This window comes from Pseudomonas protegens, from assembly GCF_013407925.2.
In the GTDB taxonomy this organism is placed as follows: domain Bacteria; phylum Pseudomonadota; class Gammaproteobacteria; order Pseudomonadales; family Pseudomonadaceae; genus Aquipseudomonas; species Aquipseudomonas fluorescens_AP.
Genome location: NZ_CP060201.1, coordinates 4,518,377 through 4,541,800 on the forward strand (window position 1 = coordinate 4,518,377; position 23,424 = coordinate 4,541,800).

The window sequence follows — 23,424 nt, forward strand, 5'->3', positions numbered from 1 at the left end:
TTCAGCGAGCCAGGTGTTCCTTGCAATAGTCGGCAAACAGGCGCGCCGGCTTGGTCAACTGGCCACGCTTGAGCCAGGCGGCGACCAGGCCGGAGCCGGTCACGTCCTCGACGATATCCACGCACACCACCGGCTTGCCGTCGTAGGAGCACTGGGAGTGGGGGCGGGTCACCAGGATCGAAAAGCCGAAGCCCTGGCCCACCATGCCCCGCACCATCTCGATGGAAGGCGAGCTGAAGGCGATCTGCGGTGTCAGCCCCAACTCCTCGAACAGGCTGACAAAGTAGGTCCGGCTGGGTTGCACATCCAGCAGGATCATTGGCTCCAGGCTCAGGTCCCGCAGCGAAACTTGGGCCTGTTGGGCGTAGCGATGATCGGCCGGCAACAGCGCATAGGGGCGTTGCGGCGGCATCAGCGGTTCGGTCTCGATGGTGCCGTCCAACTCATGTTCATACAGGATCACCAGATCGAAGGCGCCGCCGGTCAGGCCTTGCACCAGTTCCTGTTGCTCACCGTCGCGGATGCGGATCTCCACGCCGGGATAGAGCGCGCTGAAACCGGCGATCAACTGCGGCAGGTACAGCGGCGCCACGGTTTCAAAGCAGCCGATGTCGATCTGTCCGGACACCACATCATTGTCGGCCAGGGCGTTCTGTTCGAACTCCTTGGCCATGCGCAGCAGTTCCTGGGCCTTGCGATAGAAGCGTGCACCGCTTGGGGTCAGGGACACGCCCAGGGCGTGATGACGAATCAGCAACTGCACACCGAAGCTGTCCTCCAGGCCCTTGATGGCGGTGGAGATCGACGGCTGGGCGATATACAGCTTGCGCGACGCCTCGGCGACGCTGCCGCACTCGACGGTGGTGATGAAGTACTTGAGTTGACGCAGATTGTAGGTGGCCACAGCGAACCTCGTTCTTTGCCTTGGCGCGGGGGGCGGATTGGGTCGTGCTGACCCGCCTCTTGAGTGCAGTGCGAAAGAGGCAGTCCGCTTTCTGCAAGCAAGTTATGCACCGGCCAGGCCCCCGGGCGTGGTTTTTTTGTCGGTCAACGATACTCACAAGCGCTGCCGGAGAGGGCGAGGTTTAGGCAGCTTTTTCATCGTTTGTGAGCAGGTATTTCCTGGCCTTGGCCGATGTCGACCAGGACTGTGGTGTTCAACGCTGTACCTCTGGGGCGCTCTGCGCAGCAGGAGGTTCCTCGACGGACGCAGCCGCGTCGAAGTCCAGGGTGACGCTGAAGCGTTGTTGTTCCACCAGGACTTCAATGTGCCAGCCGAGTCGGGCGCACAGCTGGCGCATCAGTTCCAGCCCCAAGCCGTATCCGAAGTCGCTGGAGGGCTCCAGCTGCTTGGTTTCGCGGATCAGGTTGACGATGCGCAGTTGTGGGTATTGGAAATTGATTTCGACGCGGCCTTCATCGGCGTATTGCAGGGCATTGCGCAGGAAGTTGCCCACCACGATGCGACAGGCGGTGAGGGGCAGGCGGCAGGGGTCGCTGCTGATGTCCAGCAGCAGTTCGATGTCCCGCGTACCGATCAAGTAGCGGTGTTCCTCGATCAACTCCGTGACCAGGCCGCTCATGTCGATGGCTTCTTCTGGCAAGGCTTCAGGCAGTTCCCGGCTCATCCAGAGGAGGGTTTCGGCGATGCGCTGCATGTTCAATACCGAGCGCTCGATCCGCTGCAGGGGCGGCGGCAGGACGCCGCCGGATTGCAGGGTCAGCAGTTCGATATTGGCCTTGAGCACCGCCAGCGGGGTGCGCAGTTCATGGCTGGTGTAGCGCAGCAGGCGACCTTCGCGCAGGCTGGCGGCCTGCACCTGCTGCACGCTTTGGGCCAGGGCACCGGCCAGCACGTTGAACTCCTTGAAACCGAAATTCGGCCGCTGGCTGGACACCGCATCCGCATCCTTGAGAGTCGAGGACCATTGGGCCAGGCGCTCCAGTGGCCGAACCAGCCACCACACCAGCAGGGCAATGATGATCAGTGCCGGGACGAATACCGCCAGGCTGATGAAGTTGACGCCGCGCAGCTCGCGGTCGAGGTAGGCGTCGGACAGCGGCGTTTCCACTTCGCCGCCCTCTTCCTGATCGTGGTCGACGTCGTACATGTACAGGGTCTTGCCGTCGCTAAGCGGCTGGGCCAGCACCGCCCGCCCTTCATCCTCGTTATCGGAATCCAGGTCGCCGAACACTTGCACCGCGCCGAAGGACAGGCTGGGCGGGGTATCCAGCATCTGACGGATTTTCTCCGGCAGGGCTTCCTTGCCGATGACGCTGGTATAGAAGTAGTTGTGCGGCGGCGGGGTGGTGGGGTCCTTCTTGTAGTGCCTGGCGAAGTACTGGGCTTCCTCTTCCATCATGGCGCTGGCGGTGTAGAGCAGGCCGCGCACGCTGTATTCGGGCAGCAGCAGGCTGTAGATCAGCAAGACGACGGCGATCAGCAGCAGGAAGCTGCCGCTGATCACCCATTTCAGGCCCAGACCGTTACGCATGTGACCTCAGCTGTATGCCAATACCGGGGAGGGTGTGGATCAGCGGTTGGCCGAAGGATTTGTCCACGGTCTTGCGCAGCCGGTGCATGTGCACCTTGAGGGTGTTGCTGTCCGGCGGCTCATCGCCCCAGATGGTCGCTTCCAGGCGTTCCCGGGTCACGGGTTCCGGGCTGGCGCGCATCAGGCATTCCAGCAATGTCCAGCAAATGGGTGACAGGTGCAGTTCCTGGCCCGCGCGGCTGACCTTGCGGGTGGTCAGGTCCATGATCAGGTCGGCCACTTGCAGGCGGCTGGCCTGGCCGCTGCGGCGCATGCTCAGGGCGCGGATGCGAGCGACCAGCTCCGCCAGCTCGAAGGGTTTGACCAGGTAGTCGTCGGCCCCGGCGGCAAAGCTGGCGAGCTTGTCGGAAAGGGCGTCCAGTGAGGTGAGCATCAGGATCGGCGTCTGGCTGCCGTGCTGGCGCAACTGTTGGCACAACTGCTGGCCGTCCAGTCGCGGCAGCATGATGTCGAGGAGGATCACGTCGTAGTGCTGGTTCAGAGCCAGGTTAAGGCCGGTCTGGCCGTTGCTGGCGTGGTCGCAGACGATGCCGCTGATTTCCAGGTATTCGATGATGGTATTTGCCAGGTCGAGGTTGTCCTCGACCAGCAGCAGGTTGATATGCACGGGTATGTCCCCCTGGACCCTAGGCGCTCAGGGGAGGAAGGATAGCGGAGTCGGGTAGGGTTCTACCGATGTTTACCCAGTGTTAACCCCGCGCGGCCTAGGCTGGGGTTCAACTCATCTGGAGCGCCATCTGCCATGAACCTGTCTTCAGTGGTCAAAGGTCTATTGTTGCTCATGATTGTCCTGGTCCTGATGGCCTGTGTACTACCCTCCAGGGTGCCTTTGGTGCGCCTGGGGCAGGGTGGCCCATTGAATTGGTTGGTGATTGGGCAGGGCAAGGAGCAAATAGGGTCGGATTATGTCGCCAGTGCTTTCTGATGACGCCGGCGCCCGTTACACCGATCAGTTGGTGGGGTGTCTGGTGCTGATTCTCTGTGTATCGATTTCCCTCGGGGTATACATCGTGCGCCTGAATGCGCAGATCGACAGTCAGCGCGAATTGGCGCCGGTGCGCTTGCTCGAATGTGGCCAGGGCCGTGGAGCCTTTATCGTCGATCCTTATGGTCAGCGCAGCAGCAGTGACAATTGTTATCTGGTGGATGAGGACGACTAGCCTCGGGCCCGCTCGGTGCGCGGAATCTGCGCCGTGAGATTCAAACGCAAGAAACGTGGTTCTTGCGCTTGAATCTCCCTTTACAGTGCAGGCTATCGAGAGGGCGGTGCGGCCGGCGCGACAGGCCCGCCTGACTCCTCTGGCGCACTGAAGGAGAGCTGAGATGTCCTGCGTATTCAAATCTATGGCGTCCCCTGTTGGCCAACTGACGCTGGTGGCCAGAGGGCGCAAGTTGGCGGCGATTCTCTGGGAGCACGAACGGCAGAATCGGGTTCGTCTCGGGCCGTTGCAGGAGGCGCCTGATGATCCGCTGTTGCGGGAAACCGAGCGTCAGTTGCAGGAGTACTTTGCCGGCGACCGTGAGCGTTTCGAGCTGGAGCTGGATTTTGTCGGCACCGAGTTTCAGTGTCAGGTCTGGCAGGCGCTGTTGACCATTCCTTTCGGTGAAACCCGCAGCTACGGCCAGATTGCCCGACAGATCGGCCACCCCAAGGCGGTACGGGCAGTCGGGGCGGCCAATGGCCGTAACCCGATTTCGATTGTTGCGCCCTGTCATCGAGTGATTGGCGCATCGGGAAGCCTGACCGGCTTTGCCGGTGGGCTGCAAGCCAAGCAGTATCTGCTGGCCCTGGAAGGCGAAGAGACGTTGCCACTGAGGTTCTGAGTCAGCAGTGACGGCGAGCTGTGCCAGAATGGCCGATCGTTTTTTCTGGAGCCTTGCCATGAGCGCCGTCCTACCCAGCCTGATCCGCGAGACCTTTCCCGTCGGTCCATTGCAGTGCAACTGCACCATCATCGGCGACCCGCTGACCAAGAAAGCCATAGTGGTCGATCCGGGCGGCAATCCGGACTTGATCATGGCCCGCCTCGATGCCCTGGGGCTGAAGGTGGTGAGCATCATTCATACCCATGCTCACCTGGACCATTTCCTGGCCTCGGGGCAGATGAAGGAAAAGACCGGTGCCACCTTGCATCTGCACAAGGACGACCAGTTCCTCTGGGACAACCTGGAGATGCAATGCAGCATGTTCGGCGTGCCCTTTACCCCGGTGCCGTCACCGGACCGTTGGCTGGATCATGAGGAAGAGTTGGCCTGTGGATGCGGCGTGGCCTTGCATACCCCCGGGCATACCCCGGGTTCCATGAGCTTTTGGTTTTCTGAAGCTAAGCTTCTGATTGCCGGCGACACACTGTTCAAGCGTGGGGTCGGGCGCACTGACTTGTGGGGCGGAGATCAGGCCACCCTGGTGCGTTCGATCAAGCAGCGTCTGTATACCCTCGACGAAGACGCCACGGTGGTTGCCGGGCACGGTCCAGACACCCGCCTGGGGGATGAGATGCGTCAGAATCCGTTCGTGAGGGCCTGAGGATTTGCTCTGCTGTTCACGGAATTTTTGCCGTTTCGCGTGTTCCAACGCCAGCAAAGGTCTGTTGCCAACGTCCGCTGCACCACAGAATGCAAAAAGTAGGAGCTTTCCATGTTCACCTCGCGTCGTTTGATTGTTGTCGCTACTGCTGTGGCCTTGTTGTCCGGCTGCGCTTCGCCTAACCCCTATGACAATCAGGGGCAGGCCGACGGCGGCTCGTCGGGCATGAGCAAAACTGCAAAATACGGTGGCCTGGGTGCCCTGGCCGGTGCCTTGGCGGGTGCCGCCATCGACCACAACAACCGTGGCAAGGGGGCGCTGATCGGCGCCGCCGTGGTGGGTGCGTCCGCCGCCGGTTACGGTTACTACGCCGACCAGCAGGAGAAGAAGCTGCGCGCCAGCATGGCCAATACCGGAGTTGAAGTGCAGCGTCAGGGCGATCAGATCAAGCTGATCATGCCGGGCAACATCACCTTCGCCACCGACTCGGCGAACATCGCTCCCAGCTTCTATCAGCCGCTGAACAACCTGGCCAACTCCCTGCGCGAGTTCAACCAGAACCAGATCGAGATCGTCGGCTACACCGACAGCACCGGCAGCCGCCAGCACAACATGGACCTGTCCCAGCGCCGTGCCCAGAGCGTGGCGACCTACTTGACGTCCCAGGGCGTGAGCAGTGCCAATCTGTCCGCTCGCGGCGCCGGCCCGGACAACCCGATTGCCAGCAATGCCGACGTCAATGGTCGCGCGCAGAACCGTCGGGTGGAGGTCAACCTCAAGGCGATTCCGGGCCAGCAGTATCAACAGCCGAACCAGCAGTACCAGCAGCCCTACCAGCAGCAAGGTCAGCAGTACTAAGAGCATCCCTGACCGAGCTGGCTGAACCCCAGGCACAAAAAAGCCCGCCCGATGCAGATCGGGCGGGCTTTTTAGTGGCTGAGGCGTATTACTTCTTCAGGCCGTATTGCTCATCGAGCATGCCGGGGGCATTCGGCGTCTTTGGCGCGTAGTCCCGTGGTGGCTCCTGGTCCCGCGGTGGTGTCAGGCGTTCACGCGGAGCCTGCACCGACTCCGAGTGCAGAGCGGCCAGCAGGCGCTGGCGGGTCAGTTCATCCAGGGCCAGGCGGTTGGCGCCCTCGGCGAGATGGTCCTGCACTTCCTGATAACTCTGGGTGAGTTTTTTCACCAGGGTGGCGGTGCTGTTGAAGTGGGTGACCACTTCGTTCTGATAATTGTCGAAACGTTCCTGAATATCGTCCAACTGACGCTGCGTGCGGTTAGGCGCGGCATTGGGCAGCAGGCGAGCAACCAGGAATCCAATGGCGACACCCGCGACCAGGGCAAGAGTCGGCAACAACCAAACTAAGAGCGAGTGTTCCACGAGTCCTTCCTCTATAAACGGCTTTGCTTTACGTTAACGGCTCGAACCTGCGCTGTATACCGCGATTCACTCGCAATAGATTGGCACAGACCATTTGCTAGACGAGTCGACCCCCTTCGAGGTCACGGAGTTCCTTCCTTGCTAATGCGTGAAACCCCTGTAGTGATTGCCGGCCCGGTGGGCCAACTGGAAGCCCTGTATCTGGAGGTGCCCGACGCTCGCGGCGTGGCGCTGATCTGTCACCCCAATCCGGTGCAGGGTGGCACCATGCTCAACAAGGTGGTGTCCACCTTGCAGCGTACTGCGCGGGATGCCGGGCTGATTACCTTGCGCTTCAACTATCGGGGCGTGGGCGCCAGTGAGGGCAGTCACGACATGGGCACTGGCGAAGTCGATGACGCCCAGGCCGCTGCTCAGTGGCTGCTGGCCCGGCACCCGGGGCTGCCATTGACGCTGCTGGGGTTCTCCTTCGGTGGTTTTGTCGCCGCCAGTCTGGGCGGCCGCCTGGAAGCTCAGGGCGTGCAACTCAAGCACCTGTTCATGGTGGCGGCGGCGGTGACCCGGCTGCGAGACAGCGACCAGTTGCCGGAGAACTGCCCGCTGACCCTGATCCAGCCGGAAACCGATGAAGTCATCGACCCACAGGCGGTCTACGACTGGTCCGACGCGCTTGTTCGCCCCCATGAGCTGCTGAAAGTGGCAGAATGCGGGCACTTTTTTCATGGCAAGCTCACCGACCTCAAGGATCTGGTGCTGCCGCGACTTTCGAATTGATAGCAGTCTGATAAGCGATTACCCATGACTACTCGTACGCGTATCCTCACCGGCATCACCACCACCGGCACCCCGCACCTGGGCAACTACGCCGGCGCGATTCGCCCGGCGATCCTTGCCAGTCGCGACAGCAATGCCGACTCCTTCTACTTCCTGGCCGACTACCACGCGCTGATCAAGTGCGACGACCCGTTGCGCATCCAGCGCTCGCGTCAGGAGATCGCCGCCACCTGGCTGGCCGGTGGCCTGGATGTGGAGCGCGTGACTTTCTATCGCCAGTCGGACATTCCGGAAATCCCGGAACTGACCTGGCTGCTGACCTGCGTCGCAGCCAAGGGGCTGCTCAATCGCGCGCATGCCTACAAGGCTTCGGTGGACAAGAACCTGGAAGCCGGCGAAGACCCGGATGCCGGCATCACCATGGGGCTGTACAGCTACCCGGTGCTGATGGCCGCGGACATCCTGATGTTCAACGCCCACAAGGTGCCGGTTGGCCGGGATCAGATTCAGCACGTGGAGATGGCCCGTGATATCGGCCAGCGCTTCAACCACCTGTTCGGTCAGGGCAAGGAGTTCTTCGCCATGCCCGAGGCGCTGATCGAGGAAAGCGTCGCCACCCTGCCGGGGCTGGACGGGCGCAAGATGTCCAAGAGTTACGACAACACCATCCCATTGTTCACCAGCGCCAAGGACATGAAGGATGCGATCTCGCGCATCGTCACTGACTCCAAGGCGCCGGGCGAGGCCAAGGATCCGGACAACTCTCATTTGTTCACCCTGTTCCAGGCCTTCTCCACCCCGGCGCAGGCTGCCGAGTTCCGCGGCGAACTGCTCCAGGGCCTGGGTTGGGGCGAGGCCAAGAACCGCCTGTTCCAATTGCTGGATGCCGAGCTGGGCGAAGCCCGCGAGCGTTATCACCAGTTGATCGCACGCCCGGCGGACCTGGAAGACATCCTGCGTGCCGGCGCCGTCAAGGCCCGTGCTGTGGCCACGCCGTTCCTCGCCGAGTTGCGCGAAGCCGTGGGCCTGCGCTCCTTTGCCAGCCAGGTGCAGGTTGCCGCCACGACCAAGAAAAAAGCCGCCAAGGCTGCACGCTTCATCAGCTTCCGCGAAGACGATGGCAGCTTCCGTTTCCGCCTGCTGTCTGCCGATGGCGAGCAGTTGCTGCTGTCGCGCCATTTCGCCGACGGCAAGGCTGCCGGTGCGGCGAGCAAACAGCTGCAGTCCGGGCAGGCGCTGGATCTGCGCAGCGAAGCCGGCAGTTTCAGCGTCTGGCTGGATGGCGCCTGTGTCGCTGACAGCCCCGAGTTCGCCGACGCTGCCGCGCGTGATGCGGCCATTGAGGCACTGCGCATTGCGTTGACCCCGGCGCAGGACTAATCGGAATCTTCCCGACCAAGGGCTGATTGCCATTCCCCAGGGCCGTCGCTAAAGTGACGGCCCGTTTTTGTTGCCTTGCTAACGAATTATGACGCCCCTAGAACGATATCAAGCAGATCTGAAACGCCCGGACTTCTTTCATGACGCGGCACAGGAAACCGCTGTGCGTCATCTGCAGCGTCTGTACGACGATCTGATTGCAGCCGAGCAAAACAAGCCGGGGCTGCTCGGCAAGCTGTTCGGCAAAAAGGATCAGGTGCCGGTCAAGGGCCTGTATTTCTGGGGGGGAGTGGGGCGCGGCAAGACCTACCTGGTGGATACCTTCTTCGAAGCCTTGCCGTTCAAGGAAAAGGTTCGGACGCACTTTCACCGCTTTATGAAGCGCGTCCACGAAGAGATGAAGACGCTGGGGGGCGAGAAGAATCCGCTGACCATCATCGCCAAGCGCTTCTCGCAAGAAGCGCGGGTGATCTGCTTCGACGAGTTCTTCGTCTCCGACATTACCGATGCGATGATTCTCGGCACCCTGATGGAGGAGCTGTTCAAGAATGGCGTGACCCTGGTCGCCACCTCGAACATCGTTCCGGACGGTCTGTACAAGGATGGTTTGCAGCGTGCGCGTTTCCTGCCGGCCATTGCTCTGATCAAGCAGAATACCGAGATCGTCAACGTCGACAGCGGTGTCGATTACCGTCTGCGGCATCTGGAACAGGCCGAGCTGTTTCATTACCCCCTGAATGAAGCGGCTCACGAAAGCCTGCGCAAGAGCTTCCGGGCGCTGACGCCTGAATGCACTCAGGCGGTGGAAAACGATGTGTTGATCATCGAGAACCGCGAAATTCGTGCGCTGCGTACCTGTGATGATGTGGCCTGGTTCGACTTCCGCGAGCTGTGCGACGGTCCCCGCAGCCAGAACGACTACATCGAACTGGGCAAGATCTTCCACGCGGTGCTGCTCAGCGGCGTGGAGCAGATGAGCGTCACCACCGACGACATTGCCCGGCGCTTTATCAATATGGTCGACGAGTTCTATGACCGTAACGTCAAGCTGATCATCTCTGCCGAGGTTGAACTCAAGGATCTCTACACCGGTGGGCGACTGACGTTCGAGTTCCAGCGGACCCTCAGCCGGTTGCTGGAGATGCAGTCCCACGAGTTCCTGTCGCGGGCGCACAAGCCGTAATCGTCATCCAATAAAAAAGGGCCTGCATTGCAGGCCCTTTTTTTTATGCCGCCTGTTGCTGGAATTGCTGGCGGTACTGGTTGGGCGAAAGTTCGGTGTGCTGGCGGAACAGCCGGGCAAAGAAGCTGGCGTCGTCGTAGCCGACTTCGTAGCTGATGGTCTTGATGCTCTTGCGCGTTCCCGAGAGCAGGCCTTTGGCGGTTTCGATACGCAGCCGTTGCAGGTAATGCAGGGGTTTGTCGCCGGTGGCGGTCTGGAAGCGGCGCATGAAGTTGCGAATGCTCATGCCGTGCTCGCGGGCCACGTCTTCGAAGCGGAACTTGTCGGCGAAGTGTTCTTCGAGCCAGTGCTGGATCTGCAGGATGATCACGTCCTGATGCAGTTTCTGGCCGCCAAAGCCGATGCGTCCCGGGGCGTAACTGCGTTGCACTTCATAGAGGATGTCCCGGGCTACGGCCTGGGCGACGTTGGCCCCGCAGAAGCGCTCGATCAGGTAGATGTACAGGTCGCAGGCCGAGGTGGTGCCGCCAGCGCAGTAGAGGTTGTCGGCGTCGGTCAGGTGCTTGTCCTGATTGAGTTGGACCTGGGGGAAGCGTTCGCTGAAGGCGCTGAAGAAGCGCCAGTAGGTGGTGGCCTCCTTGCCGTTGAGCAGTCCGGTTTCGGCCAGCCAGAACACGCCGGTGGCCTCGCCGCAGAGCACGGCGCCGCGAGCGTGCTGGGCACGCAGCCAGGGCAGTATCTGTGGATAACGCTGGCACAGGGTGTCGAAGTCGTCCCAGAACGCCGGGAGGATGATCACGTCAGTGTCTTCCAGCGGGCCGTCCACGGGCATGATCACATTGCTGAAGCTGCAAACCGGCTGGCCATCGGGGCTGACCAGGCGGGTTTCGAAGGCCGGGGTCAGGCCTTGGCCCAGTTGTTTGCCGTAGCGCAGGCTTGCCAGATGGAAGAAATCCTTGGCTTGCATGAGGGTGGAGGCGAAAACCCGGTCGATGGCCAGGATGCTGACGCGCCGCAAGGGCGTGGAGGTTTGGTTAGACATAATTCAATTGTTCTTATAGGGGAAAGTGGTCACCAGACGGCTGGATCGTCTTATTTTTTGTCGGATGTGTCCAGTGTCCTGTGCGCGGGGCTGGGCTTAGGCTCAGACGGCCAATCCCGATCAATAACGACCACAGGTGGCCGCATGATTCCCAGAACCTTGTTCAGTTCCGAGCATGAGCTCTTCCGCGACAGCGTACGCAGCTTTCTTGAGAAGGAGGCGGTGCCCTTTCATGGCGATTGGGAAAAACAGGGCTATATCGACCGTCAGCTGTGGAGCAAGGCGGGGGAGGCGGGGATGCTGTGTTCGCATATTCCCGAGCAGTATGGCGGCCTGGGAGCGGACTTTCTGTACAGCGCGGTGGTGATCGAGGAAATCGGCCGGCTGGGCTTGACCGGCATCGGTTTTTCCCTGCATTCGGATATCGTCGCCCCCTACATCCTGCATTACGGCAGTGAGGCCTTGAAGCAGAAGTACCTGCCCAGGCTGGTGTCGGGGGAAATGGTCACCGCCATTGCCATGACCGAGCCGGGTGCCGGTTCCGACCTGCAAGGGGTGAAGACCACGGCGGTGCTCGATGGCGACGAGTATGTGATCAATGGTTCCAAGACCTTTATCACCAACGGCTACCTGGCCGAGCTGGTGATTGTGGTGGCCAAGACCGATCCCAAGGCCGGGGCCAAGGGCACCAGCTTGTTTCTGGTGGAGGCCGATACGCCGGGGTTCTCCAAGGGCAAGCGTCTGGAAAAAGTCGGGATGAAGGCGCAGGACACGTCGGAATTGTTTTTCCAGGATGTGCGCGTGCCCAAGGAAAACCTGTTGGGGCAGGCTGGAATGGGGTTCGCCTATCTGATGCAGGAGTTGCCTCAGGAACGTCTGACAGTTGCCATTGGCGGTCTGGCCAGCGCGGAGGCCGCGTTGCAGTGGACCCTGGAATACACCCGTGAACGCACGGCGTTCGGCAAGGCGATTGCCGATTTTCAGAACACTCGTTTCAAGCTGGCGGAAATGGCCACGGAAATCCAGATTGGCCGGGTGTTTGTCGACCGCTGCCTGGAGTTGCATCTGCAAGGCAAACTCGATGTACCCACGGCGGCGATGGCCAAGTACTGGGGCACCGACCTGCAGTGCACGGTGCTGGATGAGTGCGTGCAGTTGCACGGTGGCTACGGCTTCATGTGGGAGTACCCGGTAGCCCGAGCCTGGGCCGATGCCCGGGTGCAGCGCATTTATGCCGGGACCAACGAGATCATGAAGGAAATCATCGCCCGTTCACTGTAGTGGTCGGCTTGCTGGCGAATGGGCGGCGCACATTCGCCGGCGAGCCGGCTCTTGAAGTGTTCAAGGGGCGGGGTTGGGGTGGTCCTTGTGAATCGCCTCGATTCCGGCCAGGACTTCTTGCGGCAATTTCAGTTCGGCACTGGCGATGTTGCTGTCCAACTGTTCCAGGGTTGTGGCGCCGATGATGTTGCTGGTCACGAACGGCTGCTGGTTGACGAAGGCCAGGGCCATTTGCGCTGGGTCCAGCCCGTGTTCTCGGGCCAGGGCGACGTAGCGGCTGCAGGCCGCTTCCGACTGCGGATTGAAGTAGCGGCTGAAGCGGCTGTAGAGGCTCAGTCGAGCCTTGGCTGGCCGCGCGCCGCCTTCGTATTTACCGGACAGGTAGCCAAAGGCTAATGGCGAGTAGGCCAGCAGGCCGCATTGCTCGCGAATGGCAATTTCCGCCAGGCCCACTTCAAAGCTGCGATTGAGCAGGTTGTAGGGGTTCTGGATCGAAACCGCGCGAGGCCAGCCACGGCTTTCGGCCAGGGCGAGGAACTTCATGGTGCCCCAGGGCGTTTCATTGGACAGGCCGATATGGCGGATCTTGCCGGCCTTGACCTGCTCGTCCAGGGCTTCGAGGGTTTCTTCCAGCGGGGTGAAGTCTTCGTCGGCCTGGTGCTTGTAGCCCAGTTGGCCGAAGAAGTTGGTGCTGCGCTCGGGCCAGTGCAATTGATAAAGGTCGATCCAGTCGGTCTGCAGGCGCTTGAGGCTGGCATCCACGGCTTGGACTATGTGTTTGCGGTTGTGCTTGAGCTGTTTGTCGCGGATGTAGTCGATGGTGTTGCCGGGGCCGGCGATCTTGCTGGCCAGGATCCAGTCGGCGCGGTCGCCGCGCTGTTTGAACCAGTTGCCTATGTAGCGCTCGGTGGTGGCGTAGGTGTCGGCCTTGGGCGGCACCGGGTACATCTCGGCGGTGTCGATGAAGTTGATTCCGGCGTGTTTGGCTCGCTCGATCTGAGCGAAGGCTTCAGCCTCGGTATTCTGTTCGCCCCAGGTCATGGTGCCCAGGCAAATTGCGCTCACGTTGAGGTCGGTTCGGCCCAGTTGGCGGTAGTCCATCGGGTGCTCCCTTGGCAAAACAATCATAAAAGCAGGTTGAAATTTTTTTCGCAATCTGCATAATTCGGCAGCTCTTTCTGCAGTGGAAGTGATGCGCCGCCTGCCGAAGAATCTTGCCGTATCTCAGACGCGCTGACCCGAGCCCCCGATAGCGTCTGTGTCCGGCTGCCTTTGACCTTGTCAAAGTACGCACTATTCAGTAAGATCCGCCGTCTATTTTGCTGGGCGGCCCCTGAGGCTATAAAGAATGAAAACTTTTACTGCTAAACCGGAAACAGTAAAGCGCGACTGGTTCGTCGTCGACGCTGCTGGTCAGACCCTGGGTCGTCTGGCCACCGAAATCGCGAGCCGTCTGCGTGGCAAGCACAAGCCTGAGTACACTCCTCACGTTGACACCGGCGACTACATCGTCGTTATCAATGCCGAGCAGGTACGTGTTACTGGCGCTAAAACCACTGACAAAATGTACTACTCCCACTCCGGTTTCCCGGGCGGCATCAAGTCGATCAACTTTGAAAAGCTGATCGCCAAGGCCCCTGAGCGCGTGATCGAGACCGCGGTAAAAGGCATGCTGCCTAAGAACCCGCTGGGTCGCGACATGTACCGTAAGCTGAAAGTCTATGCGGGCGCTGCTCACCCTCATACTGCTCAGCAGCCCCAAGAACTGAAGATTTAACGGAATAGTTCATTATGTCGGCGACTCAAAATTACGGCACTGGCCGTCGCAAGACTGCAACCGCACGCGTTTTCCTGCGTCCGGGCACTGGCAACATCTCGATCAACAACCGCTCCCTGGATAACTTCTTCGGTCGCGAAACTGCCCGCATGGTAGTTCGTCAGCCGCTGGAGCTGACCGAGACTGTTGAGAAGTTCGATATCTACGTTACCGTTATCGGCGGCGGTGTAAGTGGTCAAGCTGGCGCGATCCGCCACGGTATCACTCGCGCTCTGATGGATTACGACGAAACTCTGCGCAGCGCTCTGCGTAAAGCCGGTTTCGTAACCCGTGACGCACGTGAAGTTGAACGTAAGAAAGTGGGTCTGCGTAAAGCGCGTAAGCGTCCGCAATACTCCAAGCGTTAATTCGCTACTGCGTTCAAAAACGCCCAGTCTCCTTGCGGAGCTGGGCGTTTTTTATTGTCTGAAATTTGCGCTGTGACAACTTGCCACATCCACGGAGGCCCTATACTACAAGGCTTCGGGCTGGCTTGGCTCGGTAATTACCTTGTCAGAATAGGGGCTTTTCATTACCATTCGGCAAAATTTTTATAAGTTCAGATTTTTACTTAGTAGATGCCTGATTTAACAGGCCACAAAGCTGATGGGAGAGGACTGAATGAGCAATGACGGCGTGAATGCAGGCCGGCGTCGCTTCTTAGTAGCAGCCACATCCGTGGTGGGTGCTGCAGGAGCGGTGGGGGCTGCGGTCCCGTTCGTGGGGTCATGGTTTCCCAGTGCCAAGGCGAAAGCCGCAGGTGCACCGGTGAAAGTGAATATCAGCAAGATCGATCCAGGTCAGCAGATGATTGCTGAGTGGCGTGGTCAGCCGGTGTTCATCGTCCGCCGTACAGAGGAAATCCTGGGGAATCTTAAAAAGATCGAGGGCCAGCTGTCTGACCCTGACTCCAAGAACTCGGTACAACCAACCTACGTCGATCCGGAAGTGCGTTCGATCAAGCCAGAGATTCTGCTGCTGATCGGGATCTGCACCCACCTGGGTTGTTCTCCGACCTTCCGTCCTGAAGTGGCGCCCGCCGATCTGGGCAAGGACTGGGTAGGTGGCTATTTCTGCCCTTGCCACGGCTCCCACTACGATCTGGCTGGTCGCGTCTACAAGGCGCAGCCTGCGCCCCTGAACCTGCCAGTACCCCCGCATTCCTATGAGTCGGATGACATCATCGTCATTGGCGTCGACACGGAGAAAGCGTGATGAGCAAGTTCATGGATTGGGTTGATGCGCGCTTCCCCGCGACCAAGATGTGGGAAGACCATCTCAGCAAGTATTACGCTCCGAAGAACTTCAACTTCTTCTATTTCTTTGGCTCCCTGGCGCTGCTGGTTCTGGTCAACCAGATCGTTACCGGTGTCTGGCTGACCATGAGCTACACCCCTTCGGCAGAAGAGGCTTTCGCTTCTGTTGAATACATCATGCGCGACGTAGAGTACGGCGCGATCTTGCGTCTGCTTCACTCCACCGGCGCTTCGGCGTTCTTCATCGTGGTCTATCTGCACATGTTCCGTGGCTTGCTCTACGGTTCCTACCAGAAGCCTCGTGAGCTGGTGTGGCTGTTCGGCATGCTGATCTACCTGGCGCTGATGGCTGAAGCCTTCATGGGCTACCTGTTGCCTTGGGGGCAGATGTCCTACTGGGGTGCCCAGGTGATCATCTCGCTGTTCGGTGCGATCCCCGTGATTGGTGACGACCTGACCCAGTGGATCCGTGGTGACTACCTGATTTCCGGGATTACCCTGAACCGCTTCTTCGCCCTCCACGTAGTGGCTCTGCCGATCGTGATTCTTGGTCTGGTGGTGCTGCACATCCTGGCGTTGCACGAAGTGGGTTCGAACAACCCGGATGGCGTCGATATCAAGAAGAACAAGGACGAGAACGGCATCCCGCTGGATGGCATTCCTTTCCACCCTTACTACACCGTGAAAGACATTGTCGGCGTAGTGGTGTTCCTGTTCATCTTCTGCTCGATCGTGTTCTTCTTCCCGGAAATGGGCGGTTACTTCCTTGAGAAGCCGAACTTCGAGCAAGCCAACCCGTTCAAGACCCCCGAGCACATTGCCCCAGTTTGGTACTTCACGCCGTTCTACGCGATCCTGCGTGCGGTGCCGGACAAGCTCTTGGGTGTTATCGCCATGGGCGCTGCAATTGCGGTCCTGTTCGTACTGCCTTGGCTCGACCGTAGCCCGGTCAAGTCCATGCGTTACAAGGGCTGGCTGAGCAAGATCTGGCTGCTGGTGTTCTGCATCTCGTTCGTGATCCTGGGTGTGCTGGGTGTCTTGGCACCAACTCCGGGCCGTACGCTGCTGTCGCAGGTATGTACCTTCCTGTACTTCGCCTACTTCATTCTGATGCCGTTCTACACCAGGCTCGAGAAGACCAAACCGGTTCCGGAAAGGGTGACTGGCTGATGAAAAAGCTATTTGCTGTACTGATTCTTGCTGCTATGCCTGTGTTGTCTTTCGCGAATACCGCGGGTCCTGAATTGGAGAAGGTTGATATCGACCTGTCCGACAAGGTTGCCCTGCAAGACGGCGCGCGTACTTTCGCCAACTACTGCATGGGCTGCCACAGCGCCAAGTTCCAGCGTTATGAGCGAGTGGCCGATGACTTGGGTATTCCTCATGACCTGATGTTGAGCAAGCTGGTCTTCACCGGTGCCAAGATCGGTGACCACATGAACATCGGCATGCAGCCTGCGGATGCCAAGACCTGGTTTGGCGCTGCGCCGCCAGATCTGACCCTGGTGGCTCGTGTTCGTGGCACTGACTGGCTTTATGGCTACCTCAAGTCCTTCTATGAAGATCCTGCACGCCCCTGGGGTGTGAACAACAAGGTCTTCCCGAACGTTGGTATGCCTAACGTCCTGGTCGGCCTGCAAGGGCGTCAGGTTGTCGGTTGCAAGCAGGTGCAGATCGTTGAGGATGGTAAGAAACAATACGATCCGCTGACTGGTACGCCCCTGACTCACGAGGCGTGCGATCAACTGACAATCAAAGAGGGTACCGGAACCCTCAATGAGGCTCAGTTCGACGAGAAGGTCAAGAATCTGGTGACTTTCCTTGCCTACTCGTCCAACCCGGTCAAACTGCAACACCAGCGCATCGGCACTTATGTGCTCTTGTATCTGGCCTTCTTCTTCGTGTTCGCCTATCTGCTCAAGCGCGAATACTGGAAGGATGTGCATTAATAACGTTTTAAGCATCAGTTGTTGAGCGTGCGCGCCCAAGGGCGTCTCTGAACAGTAACAACCCTGTATCATTCGGGGGTTACCAGAGGCGCCCTGAGGGCGCGCTCGTTTTTTCTGCTTCCGATAATTTCAACAAGCGAGGAGGATCGCCATGGGCGTGACCAATCGGTTGGCCTGTTACTCCGACCCCGCCGACCACTATTCCCACCGGGTGCGCATTGTGCTCGCGGAGAAGGGTGTCAGCGCCGAGATCATCAGTGTGGAGGCGGGACGTCAGCCGCCGAAGCTGATCGAAGTGAATCCTTACGGGAGCTTGCCAACGCTGGTTGATCGTGACCTGGCGTTGTGGGAATCGACAGTGGTAATGGAGTACCTGGATGAGCGTTATCCTCATCCGCCGCTGTTGCCGGTTTACCCTGTGGCGCGTGCCAACAGCCGTTTGCTGATGCACCGAATCCAGCGTGACTGGTGTGGGCAAGTGGACCTGATTCTGGATTCGCGGACCAAGGAGGCGGCGCGGGTGCAGGCGCGTAAGGAATTGCGGGAAAGCCTGACCGGAGTGTCTCCGCTGTTCGCTGACAAGCCATTTTTCCTCAGTGAGGAACAAAGTCTGGTGGACTGCTGCCTACTGCCCATACTCTGGAGATTGCCAATCCTGGGTATCGAATTGCCGCGGCAGGCCAAGCCGCTGCTTGATTATATGGACCGCCAATTTGCACGCGAGGCTTTCCAGGCGAGTCTGTCTGGTGTCGAACGTGATATGCGCTGAGGCTTAAGGAGCCGCTATGAACTCCAGTCGACCTTATTTGGTCCGCGCGCTCTATGAGTGGATTGTGGACAACGATTGCACCCCCCATCTGCTGGTCAATTCCGACTATCCGGCCGTGCAGGTGCCTCAGGGTTTTGCCAGTGATGGGCAAATTGTCCTGAATATTTCTCCCAGTGCCGTACGTCATCTGCATATGGATAACGACGCCGTGACCTTTGAAGGGCGCTTCGGCGGTGTGCCCCATAGCTTGCACGTGCCGGTATCGGCGATCCTCGGAATCTATGCGCGTGAGAATGGTCAAGGCATGGTTTTTGATCTGGAATCGCCTCTGGATGAAGAGGATGACCTCGAGCCGGATGACGATTTGCCGCCACCGGACAGTGAGCCGCCGCGCCCCAGCGGTCGGCCCAGCTTGAAAGTGGTCAAGTAATAAAAAAGGCGATCCGGATGGATCGCCTTTTTTGTGCCTGACGCAGTGCTGTGTCAGTCGATGTATTCGAACAGCTTGACGATTTTTTGCACGCCGGAGACGCCCTGCACCAGACTGGTGGCTTGTGCGGCTTCCTGTTGGGTCAGCAGGCCCAGCAGGTAGACGATGCCATTCTCGGTGACAACCTTGATCCGCGATCCGGGAATGCTGGCGTCAGTCAGCATCTGAGTCTTGATCTTGGTGGTCAGCCAGCCATCGTTCTGCCGTGCCAGAAAGCCGGAGGGCGGCAGTACTTGCAGTTCGTTATGTACCTTCTTGACTCGCTGCACTTCGCTGGCAGCCTGTTCGGCTGCTGCCTTGAGGTCGGGGCGCGGTGTCTGGCCTGCCAGCAGGACAATGCCGTTGAAGCTGGTGACGACGATGTGCGAGTTGTTTTCCAGGTCCGGGTTGGCCTTGGCAACGTTGACGGCGACTTTGGTTTCAATCAGTGAGTCGTCGATCTTGCTGCCAAAGGTGCGAGTGCCACGATCATCATCAATGGGTTTGTCGCGGGTGGCGGTAATCACCGAGCTGCAACCAGTGATGCCGAGGCACAAGGTCAAGGCCAGGAGGCCAAGGCGATTAGGGGTCATTCTTCACTCCCGAACAATTGGCTGTCGATCAAGTCGCAAAGGCAATGGATCGCCAGCAGGTGGACTTCTTGAATACGTGCGGTGACGTTGGCCGGTACACGAATTTCAACATCTTCAGGCAAAAGCAGGGAAGCCATGCCTCCACCATCGCGACCGGTCAATGCTACGACAATCATTTCTCGATCATGTGCGGCCTGGATGGCTTGAATAATGTTGGCCGAGTTGCCGCTGGTGGAAATCGCCAGCAATACGTCCCCGGGTTGTCCTAGGGCGCGGATCTGCTTGGAAAAGACTTCGTTATAGCTGTAGTCGTTGGCGATCGAAGTGATGGTCGAGCTATCGGTGGTCAGGGCGATGGCTGGCAGGCTGGGGCGTTCACGTTCGAAGCGGTTCAGCAGTTCGGAGGAAAAGTGCTGGGCGTCGCCCGCGGAACCGCCGTTGCCACAGGAGAGCATTTTGCCCTCATTGAGCAGGGCGTTGACCATGACTTGGCTGGCTTGCTCGATGTGCGGTGCAAGTACGTCCATCGCCTGTTGCTTGGTGTCGATACTGGCCTGAAAAAGCTGGCGAATTCGGGATTGCATGTCCATCTGTGTGACCTTAAGTAGCGCGGCTTGGTGGCACGTGAATGTGCAGCCCGCAAAGCAAAGAGCAAAAAAGTTGAGTGAAAATGGGTGCTGCCTGATGGCTTCTTTCAGCTGTCAAAGGCATTGCGCAGCCAGTTCAGGCGGGCTTCTGCACCTGGGGCGCCGTCAATGGCGACCACATCGAAACGGCAGGGGTGGTTGGACCAGCGTGATTCTTTTTGCAGAAAAATCTGCGCGGCAAGAATGAGTTTCTGACGCTTGCGCCCATCAATACTGCCCAGAGCGCCACCCCATTGCGTGTGTTGTCTGTAGCGGACTTCGACGAATACTACTGTATCGCCGTCGAGCATGACCAGATCAAGCTCGCCGCGTTTGCACAGCCAGTTCTGCGCCAGCAGGCGCAGCCCTTGCTGTTGGAGATGCCTGAGCGCTTGGCTTTCGGCATCTCTTCCGCTTTGCTGGCGTGATCCTTGGAGCATCAGCGCGGCGTATCGGGCAGGCGGGTGACCTGGCCGTTGACGAACTTGGCCCATGGCAACTGGCGCTCGATGCGCTGGCCTGTGGCCATGCCCAGGCTGCCGGACTCACCTTCGATCCGGCTGTCAGGCAGGGCCTTGAGCTGGCCCAGGCGTGGTGCAAGACGATAGGCATCGACGCCCATGGCGTACAGGCGACCTAGGCTGCCTCCGGCTTGTGGCCATTGTGCCGTGACCTGGCGCCGCAGAAGGCCGTTGGCGTCCAGCAGCCAGGGCGTCTCGCAGAACATTACCCCGTTCATGTCGTTGTATTGGTTCTGATCACCGCTGGCGCTGAATACGTTGGAGGTGGCGTACACCGGAACATCGCCGGCGTACTGGAAGTTCAGGGTCGGCTTGATCTGTTGTGCCTGCTGTGGCGTTGCAGCAAGGAAAATGAACTCGATGTCCTGGCGGCGTGCTGGTTGCGCGGCGACTTGAGTGCCTACGGTGCTTTGCAGGCTCTTGGCGCGACCCTCGCTTTGGCGCAGTTGGAACAAGTCGGCAATCTGCTGTGCCAGGGCGACGGGCTGATCGATGCGTTCGATGCCAATCATGCTGCCACCGTTGGCTTCCCAATCCTGGCGGAAGGCCTTGAGTACGCGATCGCCCCACTCACCCTTGGGCACCAGCGCGGCGGCGCGGTGCAGGCCGTCGGCGCGGGCGCGACGAGAAACTTCACGGGCTTCGTCTTCGGCTGCCAGGCCAAACTGGAACAACTGCGCGGGGCCCTGTTCACCGCCCTCGCTGTAATTCAGTGCCAGGGTGGTAATCGGCAGTTGCGGGCGCGCGGCCAGCTGTTTGACCAGGGGTTTTTCCAGTGGGCCGACTACCAGCTGCACGCCGGCGGCTTGGGCCTTGCGATAGAAATCATCCAGAGAGCTCAGGCGCGAGCTGTCGTAGAACTCGATGCTGGGTGGTTTCTGTCCGGCTTGCTGGGCTTGATAGTGAGCCGCCATGAAGCCTTCGCGCAGGGCTTTGGCTACGGAGGCCAGCGGGCCGTCCTGTGGCAGCAGCAGGGCGATTTTCGACACGGGTTGGCTGGCCAGCTCTTTGAGTTTGATCAGCGGTTGCGGCAATTGGAGGGCGGCAGGGTGTTTTGGATTCTGCGCGCGCCACTGATCAATGGCGGCCTGTTGTTGCTCCAGGGTTCCGGCGCTCTTGACTGCCAGGGCCAGGCTCAGCCATCCGGCCAGATCGTCATTGCCCACAGGCTGCAGTTGGTCGGTCGGTAGGGCGGCGATCAGCGCCCAAATGGCCTCGTGGTTCTTTGCTGCGGCGTCGTCCTTGAGCAAGGGGGCAATAAAGATGCGTTCCTTGGCGGCCGCCAATGTCTGGCCGTCGGCCTCAAGGGCGCGAGCATGAACAGTGCCGGTACGAATCTGCTGGGGGGCGGGCAGCTCGCTCAGGTGCTGCAGGCTTGGATGGCTTAGGGCGGTCAAAGCCGATTTTGGCTGGTTGCGTACCATGGCCAGCTCTGCGGACAGTGTGCTGGCGAAGATTTGCTGGGCAGGTTTGAGCTGATCCAGCGGTACTTGCTGCAGAATCTGTCCGGCGCGTCCGGCGTTGCCTTGGCGATACGCCATATCCGCCGCGCTCAGACGCAGCAGGGCGGCTTTGTCCGGGCTTTTGCTGGTGGCGGCCTGTTCGAGCAATTGCTCGATGCTGGCATCCGGTGTCCGTGGAAGTTCGCCAAGGCTGGAGGAGGGCGAGCTGGCGCAAGCCACCAAAAGGGTAGCCAGGCAGAGGGCGAGAAACAGCCGCAGGCAAGCGATCATGTAAGTGTTCCTGATACTCGATCAAATGAGCGTGGAATTGTACCCAAGCGCTGGCTGGGGCGCGATGTTACTGGTGATAAACCGTCCAATTTGCTGGTGCAAATGTTGCTGAGCGGCACAAAAGCCTGCAAAGGATCGGAGTATTGAGCGATTGTCGGGCCTATTGAGAGGGCTTCAACGCGCTACAATGGCGCTTTTGCCGATCAAGAGGTGTGCGCTTTGACTGTTCCGGGTCCTTTGAATTCCGCTGCTGGCTCGCTTTATGTGGTGGCGACGCCCATCGGTAACCTGGACGATATCAGCGCCCGGGCTCTGAAGTTGTTGCGTGAGGTGTCGCTCATTGCAGCCGAGGATACCCGGCACTCTCAGCGCCTGATGCAGCACTTCGGCATTGCTACGCCCCTGGCGGCTTGTCATGAGCACAATGAGCGTGACGAGGGCAGTCGTTTCATCACCCGTTTACTCGCCGGAGATGATGTTGCGTTGATCTCCGATGCGGGCACGCCGCTGATTTCCGATCCGGGTTATCACTTGGTGCGTCAGGCGCGAGCAGCAGGTATCAATGTGGTTCCTGTGCCGGGAGCCTGTGCTTTGGTCGCTGCATTGTCGGCGGCCGGCCTGCCATCGGACCGGTTCATCTTCGAAGGTTTTCTACCGGCCAAGGCGGTTGGGCGTCGTGGGCGCCTGGAGTCGGTCAAGGAAGAGCCGCGTACGTTGATTTTCTATGAGGCTCCGCATCGGATTCTTGAGTGTCTGCAGGATATGGAGGCGATATTTGGTGGCGATCGGCCTGCGTTGCTGGCTCGGGAGCTGACCAAGACTTTCGAGACTCTCAAGGGCTTGCCGCTTTCTGAGTTGCGCCAGTTCGTTGAGTCCGACAGCAATCAGCAGCGTGGCGAGTGCGTCGTGCTGGTTGCGGGATGGACGGCGCCGGAAGGTGATGAGGCGATCAGCAGTGAGTCGATGCGCGTGCTTGATCTGTTACTCAAGGAAATTCCTCTCAAGAGGGCGGCGGCGCTGGCGGCCGAGATCACTGGTGAGCGCAAGAACGTGTTGTATCAGGTCGCCTTGAATAAGCAGAAAGAGCAATAAATGGCACGCCTGGGTGGCCAATGGCTTTTAGCGCTTGTTCTCGGGCCGCTCTGCCGTTAACCTGCGCGGCGGAGAGTCGATTGGACAGTCGCTGCCCTCTATGAAAATTAGAGGGGGGAGGAAAGTCCGGGCTCCATAGGGCGGAGTGCCAGGTAATGCCTGGGGGGCGTGAGCCTACGGAAAGTGCCACAGAAAATAACCGCCTAAGCACTTCGGTGCCGGTAAGGGTGAAAAGGTGCGGTAAGAGCGCACCGCACGTCTGGTAACAGTTCGTGGCTAGGTAAACCCCACTCGGAGCAAGACCAAATAGGGTTCCAAGGCGTGGCCCGCGCTGGAACCGGGTAGGTTGCTAAAGATGTCCAGTGATGGCCATCGTAGAGGAATGACTGTCCTCGACAGAACCCGGCTTACAGATCGACTCTCCACCTTTTCCCTCCCTGCTTGAATCAATAGCAGAAGCGTTTTTGTAATACCGAA

The 23,424-nt window shown here is 59.5% G+C and carries 26 protein-coding genes and 1 other RNA gene; 17 read left to right on the top strand and 10 right to left on the bottom strand.

The window, feature by feature from the left end:
* Position 1: 1 nt before the first annotated feature.
* From GGI48_RS20985 to GGI48_RS20995, 3 genes are all read right to left on the bottom strand, one after another.
* Positions 2-904: a LysR family transcriptional regulator gene (locus tag GGI48_RS20985; RefSeq protein ID WP_016964394.1), complete on the bottom strand. Its 903-nt coding sequence runs from the start codon at positions 902-904 to the stop codon at positions 2-4.
* A gap of 253 nt (positions 905-1,157) precedes the next feature.
* Complete coding sequence (locus GGI48_RS20990; protein WP_179599895.1) at positions 1,158-2,495, bottom strand: HAMP domain-containing sensor histidine kinase; 1,338 nt, start codon at positions 2,493-2,495, stop codon at positions 1,158-1,160.
* A complete protein-coding gene (locus GGI48_RS20995) occupies positions 2,488-3,162 on the bottom strand; it encodes a response regulator transcription factor (protein ID WP_016963924.1) in 675 nt (224 codons plus the stop codon). The genes GGI48_RS20990 and GGI48_RS20995 overlap by 8 nt, the downstream gene beginning before the upstream one ends.
* 298 nt (positions 3,163-3,460) lie before the next feature.
* Between GGI48_RS20995 and GGI48_RS21000 the strand changes: the two genes are divergently transcribed.
* From GGI48_RS21000 to GGI48_RS21015, 4 genes are all read left to right on the top strand, one after another.
* A complete protein-coding gene (locus tag GGI48_RS21000) occupies positions 3,461-3,715 on the top strand; it encodes a hypothetical protein (RefSeq protein ID WP_047306027.1) in 255 nt (84 codons plus the stop codon).
* Positions 3,716-3,878: 163 nt separating this feature from the next.
* Positions 3,879-4,379 carry a methylated-DNA--[protein]-cysteine S-methyltransferase gene (locus GGI48_RS21005; protein WP_016963920.1) on the top strand — a complete coding sequence of 167 codons (501 nt, stop codon included), beginning with the start codon at positions 3,879-3,881 and terminating at the stop codon, positions 4,377-4,379.
* Positions 4,380-4,437: 58 nt separating this feature from the next.
* On the top strand, positions 4,438-5,082 hold the full coding sequence (locus tag GGI48_RS21010) for an MBL fold metallo-hydrolase (RefSeq protein WP_103740514.1): 645 nt from the start codon (positions 4,438-4,440) through the stop codon (positions 5,080-5,082).
* A gap of 111 nt (positions 5,083-5,193) precedes the next feature.
* The gene (locus tag GGI48_RS21015) at positions 5,194-5,940 is read left to right on the top strand and encodes an OmpA family protein (RefSeq protein WP_047306025.1); all 747 of its coding nucleotides are present in this window, start codon (positions 5,194-5,196) and stop codon (positions 5,938-5,940) included.
* An 88-nt stretch (positions 5,941-6,028) separates the two neighbouring features.
* Here the strand turns inward: GGI48_RS21015 and GGI48_RS21020 are convergent, their stop codons facing one another.
* Positions 6,029-6,463, bottom strand: coding sequence for a YhcB family protein (locus tag GGI48_RS21020; RefSeq protein WP_011063336.1), 435 nt, complete (start codon positions 6,461-6,463; stop codon positions 6,029-6,031).
* A gap of 144 nt (positions 6,464-6,607) precedes the next feature.
* Here GGI48_RS21020 and GGI48_RS21025 point away from each other — a divergent pair, with 144 nt between their 5' ends.
* The 3 genes from GGI48_RS21025 (at position 6,608) to zapE (ending at position 9,800) form a co-directional block, all read left to right on the top strand.
* Positions 6,608-7,237: an alpha/beta hydrolase gene (locus GGI48_RS21025; protein ID WP_179602074.1), complete on the top strand. Its 630-nt coding sequence runs from the start codon at positions 6,608-6,610 to the stop codon at positions 7,235-7,237.
* A 24-nt stretch (positions 7,238-7,261) separates the two neighbouring features.
* Positions 7,262-8,617 carry a tryptophan--tRNA ligase gene (locus GGI48_RS21030; protein ID WP_047306023.1) on the top strand — a complete coding sequence of 452 codons (1,356 nt, stop codon included), beginning with the start codon at positions 7,262-7,264 and terminating at the stop codon, positions 8,615-8,617.
* A gap of 88 nt (positions 8,618-8,705) precedes the next feature.
* Positions 8,706-9,800, top strand: coding sequence for a cell division protein ZapE (gene zapE / locus GGI48_RS21035; protein ID WP_047306022.1), 1,095 nt, complete (start codon positions 8,706-8,708; stop codon positions 9,798-9,800).
* A 43-nt stretch (positions 9,801-9,843) separates the two neighbouring features.
* On the opposite strand, the gene GGI48_RS21040 is transcribed toward zapE, so the two are convergent.
* The gene (locus GGI48_RS21040) at positions 9,844-10,743 is read right to left on the bottom strand and encodes a GlxA family transcriptional regulator (RefSeq protein ID WP_179602076.1); all 900 of its coding nucleotides are present in this window, start codon (positions 10,741-10,743) and stop codon (positions 9,844-9,846) included.
* Positions 10,744-10,986: 243 nt separating this feature from the next.
* On the opposite strand from GGI48_RS21040, the gene GGI48_RS21045 reads away from it, so the two are divergent.
* A complete protein-coding gene (locus GGI48_RS21045; protein WP_179599897.1) occupies positions 10,987-12,123 on the top strand; it encodes an acyl-CoA dehydrogenase family protein in 1,137 nt (378 codons plus the stop codon).
* 60 nt (positions 12,124-12,183) lie between these two features.
* Here GGI48_RS21045 and GGI48_RS21050 read toward each other — a convergent pair whose 3' ends face one another.
* On the bottom strand, positions 12,184-13,224 hold the full coding sequence (locus tag GGI48_RS21050) for an NADP(H)-dependent aldo-keto reductase (RefSeq protein ID WP_179599899.1): 1,041 nt from the start codon (positions 13,222-13,224) through the stop codon (positions 12,184-12,186).
* 247 nt (positions 13,225-13,471) lie between these two features.
* Here GGI48_RS21050 and rplM point away from each other — a divergent pair, with 247 nt between their 5' ends.
* The 7 genes from rplM (at position 13,472) to GGI48_RS21085 (ending at position 18,343) form a co-directional block, all read left to right on the top strand.
* Positions 13,472-13,900: a 50S ribosomal protein L13 gene (gene rplM / locus GGI48_RS21055; protein ID WP_007928449.1), complete on the top strand. Its 429-nt coding sequence runs from the start codon at positions 13,472-13,474 to the stop codon at positions 13,898-13,900.
* Positions 13,901-13,914: 14 nt separating this feature from the next.
* On the top strand, positions 13,915-14,307 hold the full coding sequence (rpsI, locus tag GGI48_RS21060) for a 30S ribosomal protein S9 (protein WP_003228056.1): 393 nt from the start codon (positions 13,915-13,917) through the stop codon (positions 14,305-14,307).
* Between the two features lie 253 nt (positions 14,308-14,560).
* Positions 14,561-15,154, top strand: a complete 594-nt coding sequence (petA, locus tag GGI48_RS21065; RefSeq protein WP_047306018.1) for a ubiquinol-cytochrome c reductase iron-sulfur subunit — start codon at positions 14,561-14,563, stop codon at positions 15,152-15,154.
* Entirely contained in the window at positions 15,154-16,365 is a 1,212-nt protein-coding gene (locus GGI48_RS21070) for a cytochrome b (RefSeq protein WP_016966673.1), read from the top strand. Before petA ends, GGI48_RS21070 begins: the two co-directional genes overlap by 1 nt.
* On the top strand, positions 16,365-17,144 hold the full coding sequence (locus tag GGI48_RS21075; protein ID WP_179599901.1) for a cytochrome c1: 780 nt from the start codon (positions 16,365-16,367) through the stop codon (positions 17,142-17,144). The genes GGI48_RS21070 and GGI48_RS21075 overlap by 1 nt, the downstream gene beginning before the upstream one ends.
* Positions 17,145-17,295: 151 nt before the next feature.
* On the top strand, positions 17,296-17,913 hold the full coding sequence (locus tag GGI48_RS21080) for a glutathione S-transferase N-terminal domain-containing protein (RefSeq protein ID WP_103740510.1): 618 nt from the start codon (positions 17,296-17,298) through the stop codon (positions 17,911-17,913).
* Between the two features lie 16 nt (positions 17,914-17,929).
* On the top strand, positions 17,930-18,343 hold the full coding sequence (locus GGI48_RS21085; RefSeq protein WP_016966670.1) for a ClpXP protease specificity-enhancing factor: 414 nt from the start codon (positions 17,930-17,932) through the stop codon (positions 18,341-18,343).
* Positions 18,344-18,396: 53 nt separating this feature from the next.
* On the opposite strand, the gene GGI48_RS21090 is transcribed toward GGI48_RS21085, so the two are convergent.
* From GGI48_RS21090 to GGI48_RS21105, 4 genes are all read right to left on the bottom strand, one after another.
* Positions 18,397-18,975, bottom strand: a complete 579-nt coding sequence (locus tag GGI48_RS21090) for a BON domain-containing protein (protein WP_016966669.1) — start codon at positions 18,973-18,975, stop codon at positions 18,397-18,399.
* Entirely contained in the window at positions 18,972-19,565 is a 594-nt protein-coding gene (locus GGI48_RS21095) for a phosphoheptose isomerase (RefSeq protein ID WP_007928463.1), read from the bottom strand. Before GGI48_RS21095 ends, GGI48_RS21090 begins: the two co-directional genes overlap by 4 nt.
* Positions 19,566-19,669: 104 nt before the next feature.
* Entirely contained in the window at positions 19,670-20,041 is a 372-nt protein-coding gene (locus GGI48_RS21100; RefSeq protein WP_060844575.1) for a YraN family protein, read from the bottom strand.
* The gene (locus tag GGI48_RS21105; RefSeq protein WP_179599903.1) at positions 20,041-21,855 is read right to left on the bottom strand and encodes a penicillin-binding protein activator; all 1,815 of its coding nucleotides are present in this window, start codon (positions 21,853-21,855) and stop codon (positions 20,041-20,043) included. The genes GGI48_RS21100 and GGI48_RS21105 overlap by 1 nt, the downstream gene beginning before the upstream one ends.
* A gap of 237 nt (positions 21,856-22,092) precedes the next feature.
* Here GGI48_RS21105 and rsmI point away from each other — a divergent pair, with 237 nt between their 5' ends.
* Positions 22,093-22,947, top strand: a complete 855-nt coding sequence (rsmI, locus tag GGI48_RS21110) for a 16S rRNA (cytidine(1402)-2'-O)-methyltransferase (RefSeq protein WP_179602078.1) — start codon at positions 22,093-22,095, stop codon at positions 22,945-22,947.
* Positions 22,948-23,019: 72 nt separating this feature from the next.
* Positions 23,020-23,373: RNase P RNA component class A (rnpB, locus tag GGI48_RS21115), an RNA gene on the top strand.
* The last annotated feature ends 51 nt before the right edge of the window (positions 23,374-23,424 follow it).

What these genes read in the sequence shown, in the direction of transcription:
- GGI48_RS20990 (WP_179599895.1), bottom strand. Translation starts at nt 2,495, where the DNA reads ATGCGTAACGGTCTGGGCCTGAAATGGGTGATCAGCGGCAGCTTCCTG.
- GGI48_RS21000 (WP_047306027.1), top strand. Translation starts at nt 3,461, where the DNA reads ATGTCGCCAGTGCTTTCTGATGACGCCGGCGCCCGTTACACCGATCAG.
- GGI48_RS21005 (WP_016963920.1), top strand. Translation starts at nt 3,879, where the DNA reads ATGTCCTGCGTATTCAAATCTATGGCGTCCCCTGTTGGCCAACTGACG.
- GGI48_RS21010 (WP_103740514.1), top strand. Translation starts at nt 4,438, where the DNA reads ATGAGCGCCGTCCTACCCAGCCTGATCCGCGAGACCTTTCCCGTCGGT.
- GGI48_RS21015 (WP_047306025.1), top strand. Translation starts at nt 5,194, where the DNA reads ATGTTCACCTCGCGTCGTTTGATTGTTGTCGCTACTGCTGTGGCCTTG.
- GGI48_RS21025 (WP_179602074.1), top strand. Translation starts at nt 6,608, where the DNA reads ATGCGTGAAACCCCTGTAGTGATTGCCGGCCCGGTGGGCCAACTGGAA.
- GGI48_RS21030 (WP_047306023.1), top strand. Translation starts at nt 7,262, where the DNA reads ATGACTACTCGTACGCGTATCCTCACCGGCATCACCACCACCGGCACC.
- zapE (WP_047306022.1), top strand. Translation starts at nt 8,706, where the DNA reads ATGACGCCCCTAGAACGATATCAAGCAGATCTGAAACGCCCGGACTTC.
- GGI48_RS21045 (WP_179599897.1), top strand. Translation starts at nt 10,987, where the DNA reads ATGATTCCCAGAACCTTGTTCAGTTCCGAGCATGAGCTCTTCCGCGAC.
- GGI48_RS21050 (WP_179599899.1), bottom strand. Translation starts at nt 13,224, where the DNA reads ATGGACTACCGCCAACTGGGCCGAACCGACCTCAACGTGAGCGCAATT.
- rplM (WP_007928449.1), top strand. Translation starts at nt 13,472, where the DNA reads ATGAAAACTTTTACTGCTAAACCGGAAACAGTAAAGCGCGACTGGTTC.
- rpsI (WP_003228056.1), top strand. Translation starts at nt 13,915, where the DNA reads ATGTCGGCGACTCAAAATTACGGCACTGGCCGTCGCAAGACTGCAACC.
- petA (WP_047306018.1), top strand. Translation starts at nt 14,561, where the DNA reads ATGAGCAATGACGGCGTGAATGCAGGCCGGCGTCGCTTCTTAGTAGCA.
- GGI48_RS21070 (WP_016966673.1), top strand. Translation starts at nt 15,154, where the DNA reads ATGAGCAAGTTCATGGATTGGGTTGATGCGCGCTTCCCCGCGACCAAG.
- GGI48_RS21075 (WP_179599901.1), top strand. Translation starts at nt 16,365, where the DNA reads ATGAAAAAGCTATTTGCTGTACTGATTCTTGCTGCTATGCCTGTGTTG.
- GGI48_RS21080 (WP_103740510.1), top strand. Translation starts at nt 17,296, where the DNA reads ATGGGCGTGACCAATCGGTTGGCCTGTTACTCCGACCCCGCCGACCAC.
- GGI48_RS21085 (WP_016966670.1), top strand. Translation starts at nt 17,930, where the DNA reads ATGAACTCCAGTCGACCTTATTTGGTCCGCGCGCTCTATGAGTGGATT.
- GGI48_RS21090 (WP_016966669.1), bottom strand. Translation starts at nt 18,975, where the DNA reads ATGACCCCTAATCGCCTTGGCCTCCTGGCCTTGACCTTGTGCCTCGGC.
- GGI48_RS21095 (WP_007928463.1), bottom strand. Translation starts at nt 19,565, where the DNA reads ATGGACATGCAATCCCGAATTCGCCAGCTTTTTCAGGCCAGTATCGAC.
- GGI48_RS21100 (WP_060844575.1), bottom strand. Translation starts at nt 20,041, where the DNA reads ATGCTCCAAGGATCACGCCAGCAAAGCGGAAGAGATGCCGAAAGCCAA.
- GGI48_RS21105 (WP_179599903.1), bottom strand. Translation starts at nt 21,855, where the DNA reads ATGATCGCTTGCCTGCGGCTGTTTCTCGCCCTCTGCCTGGCTACCCTT.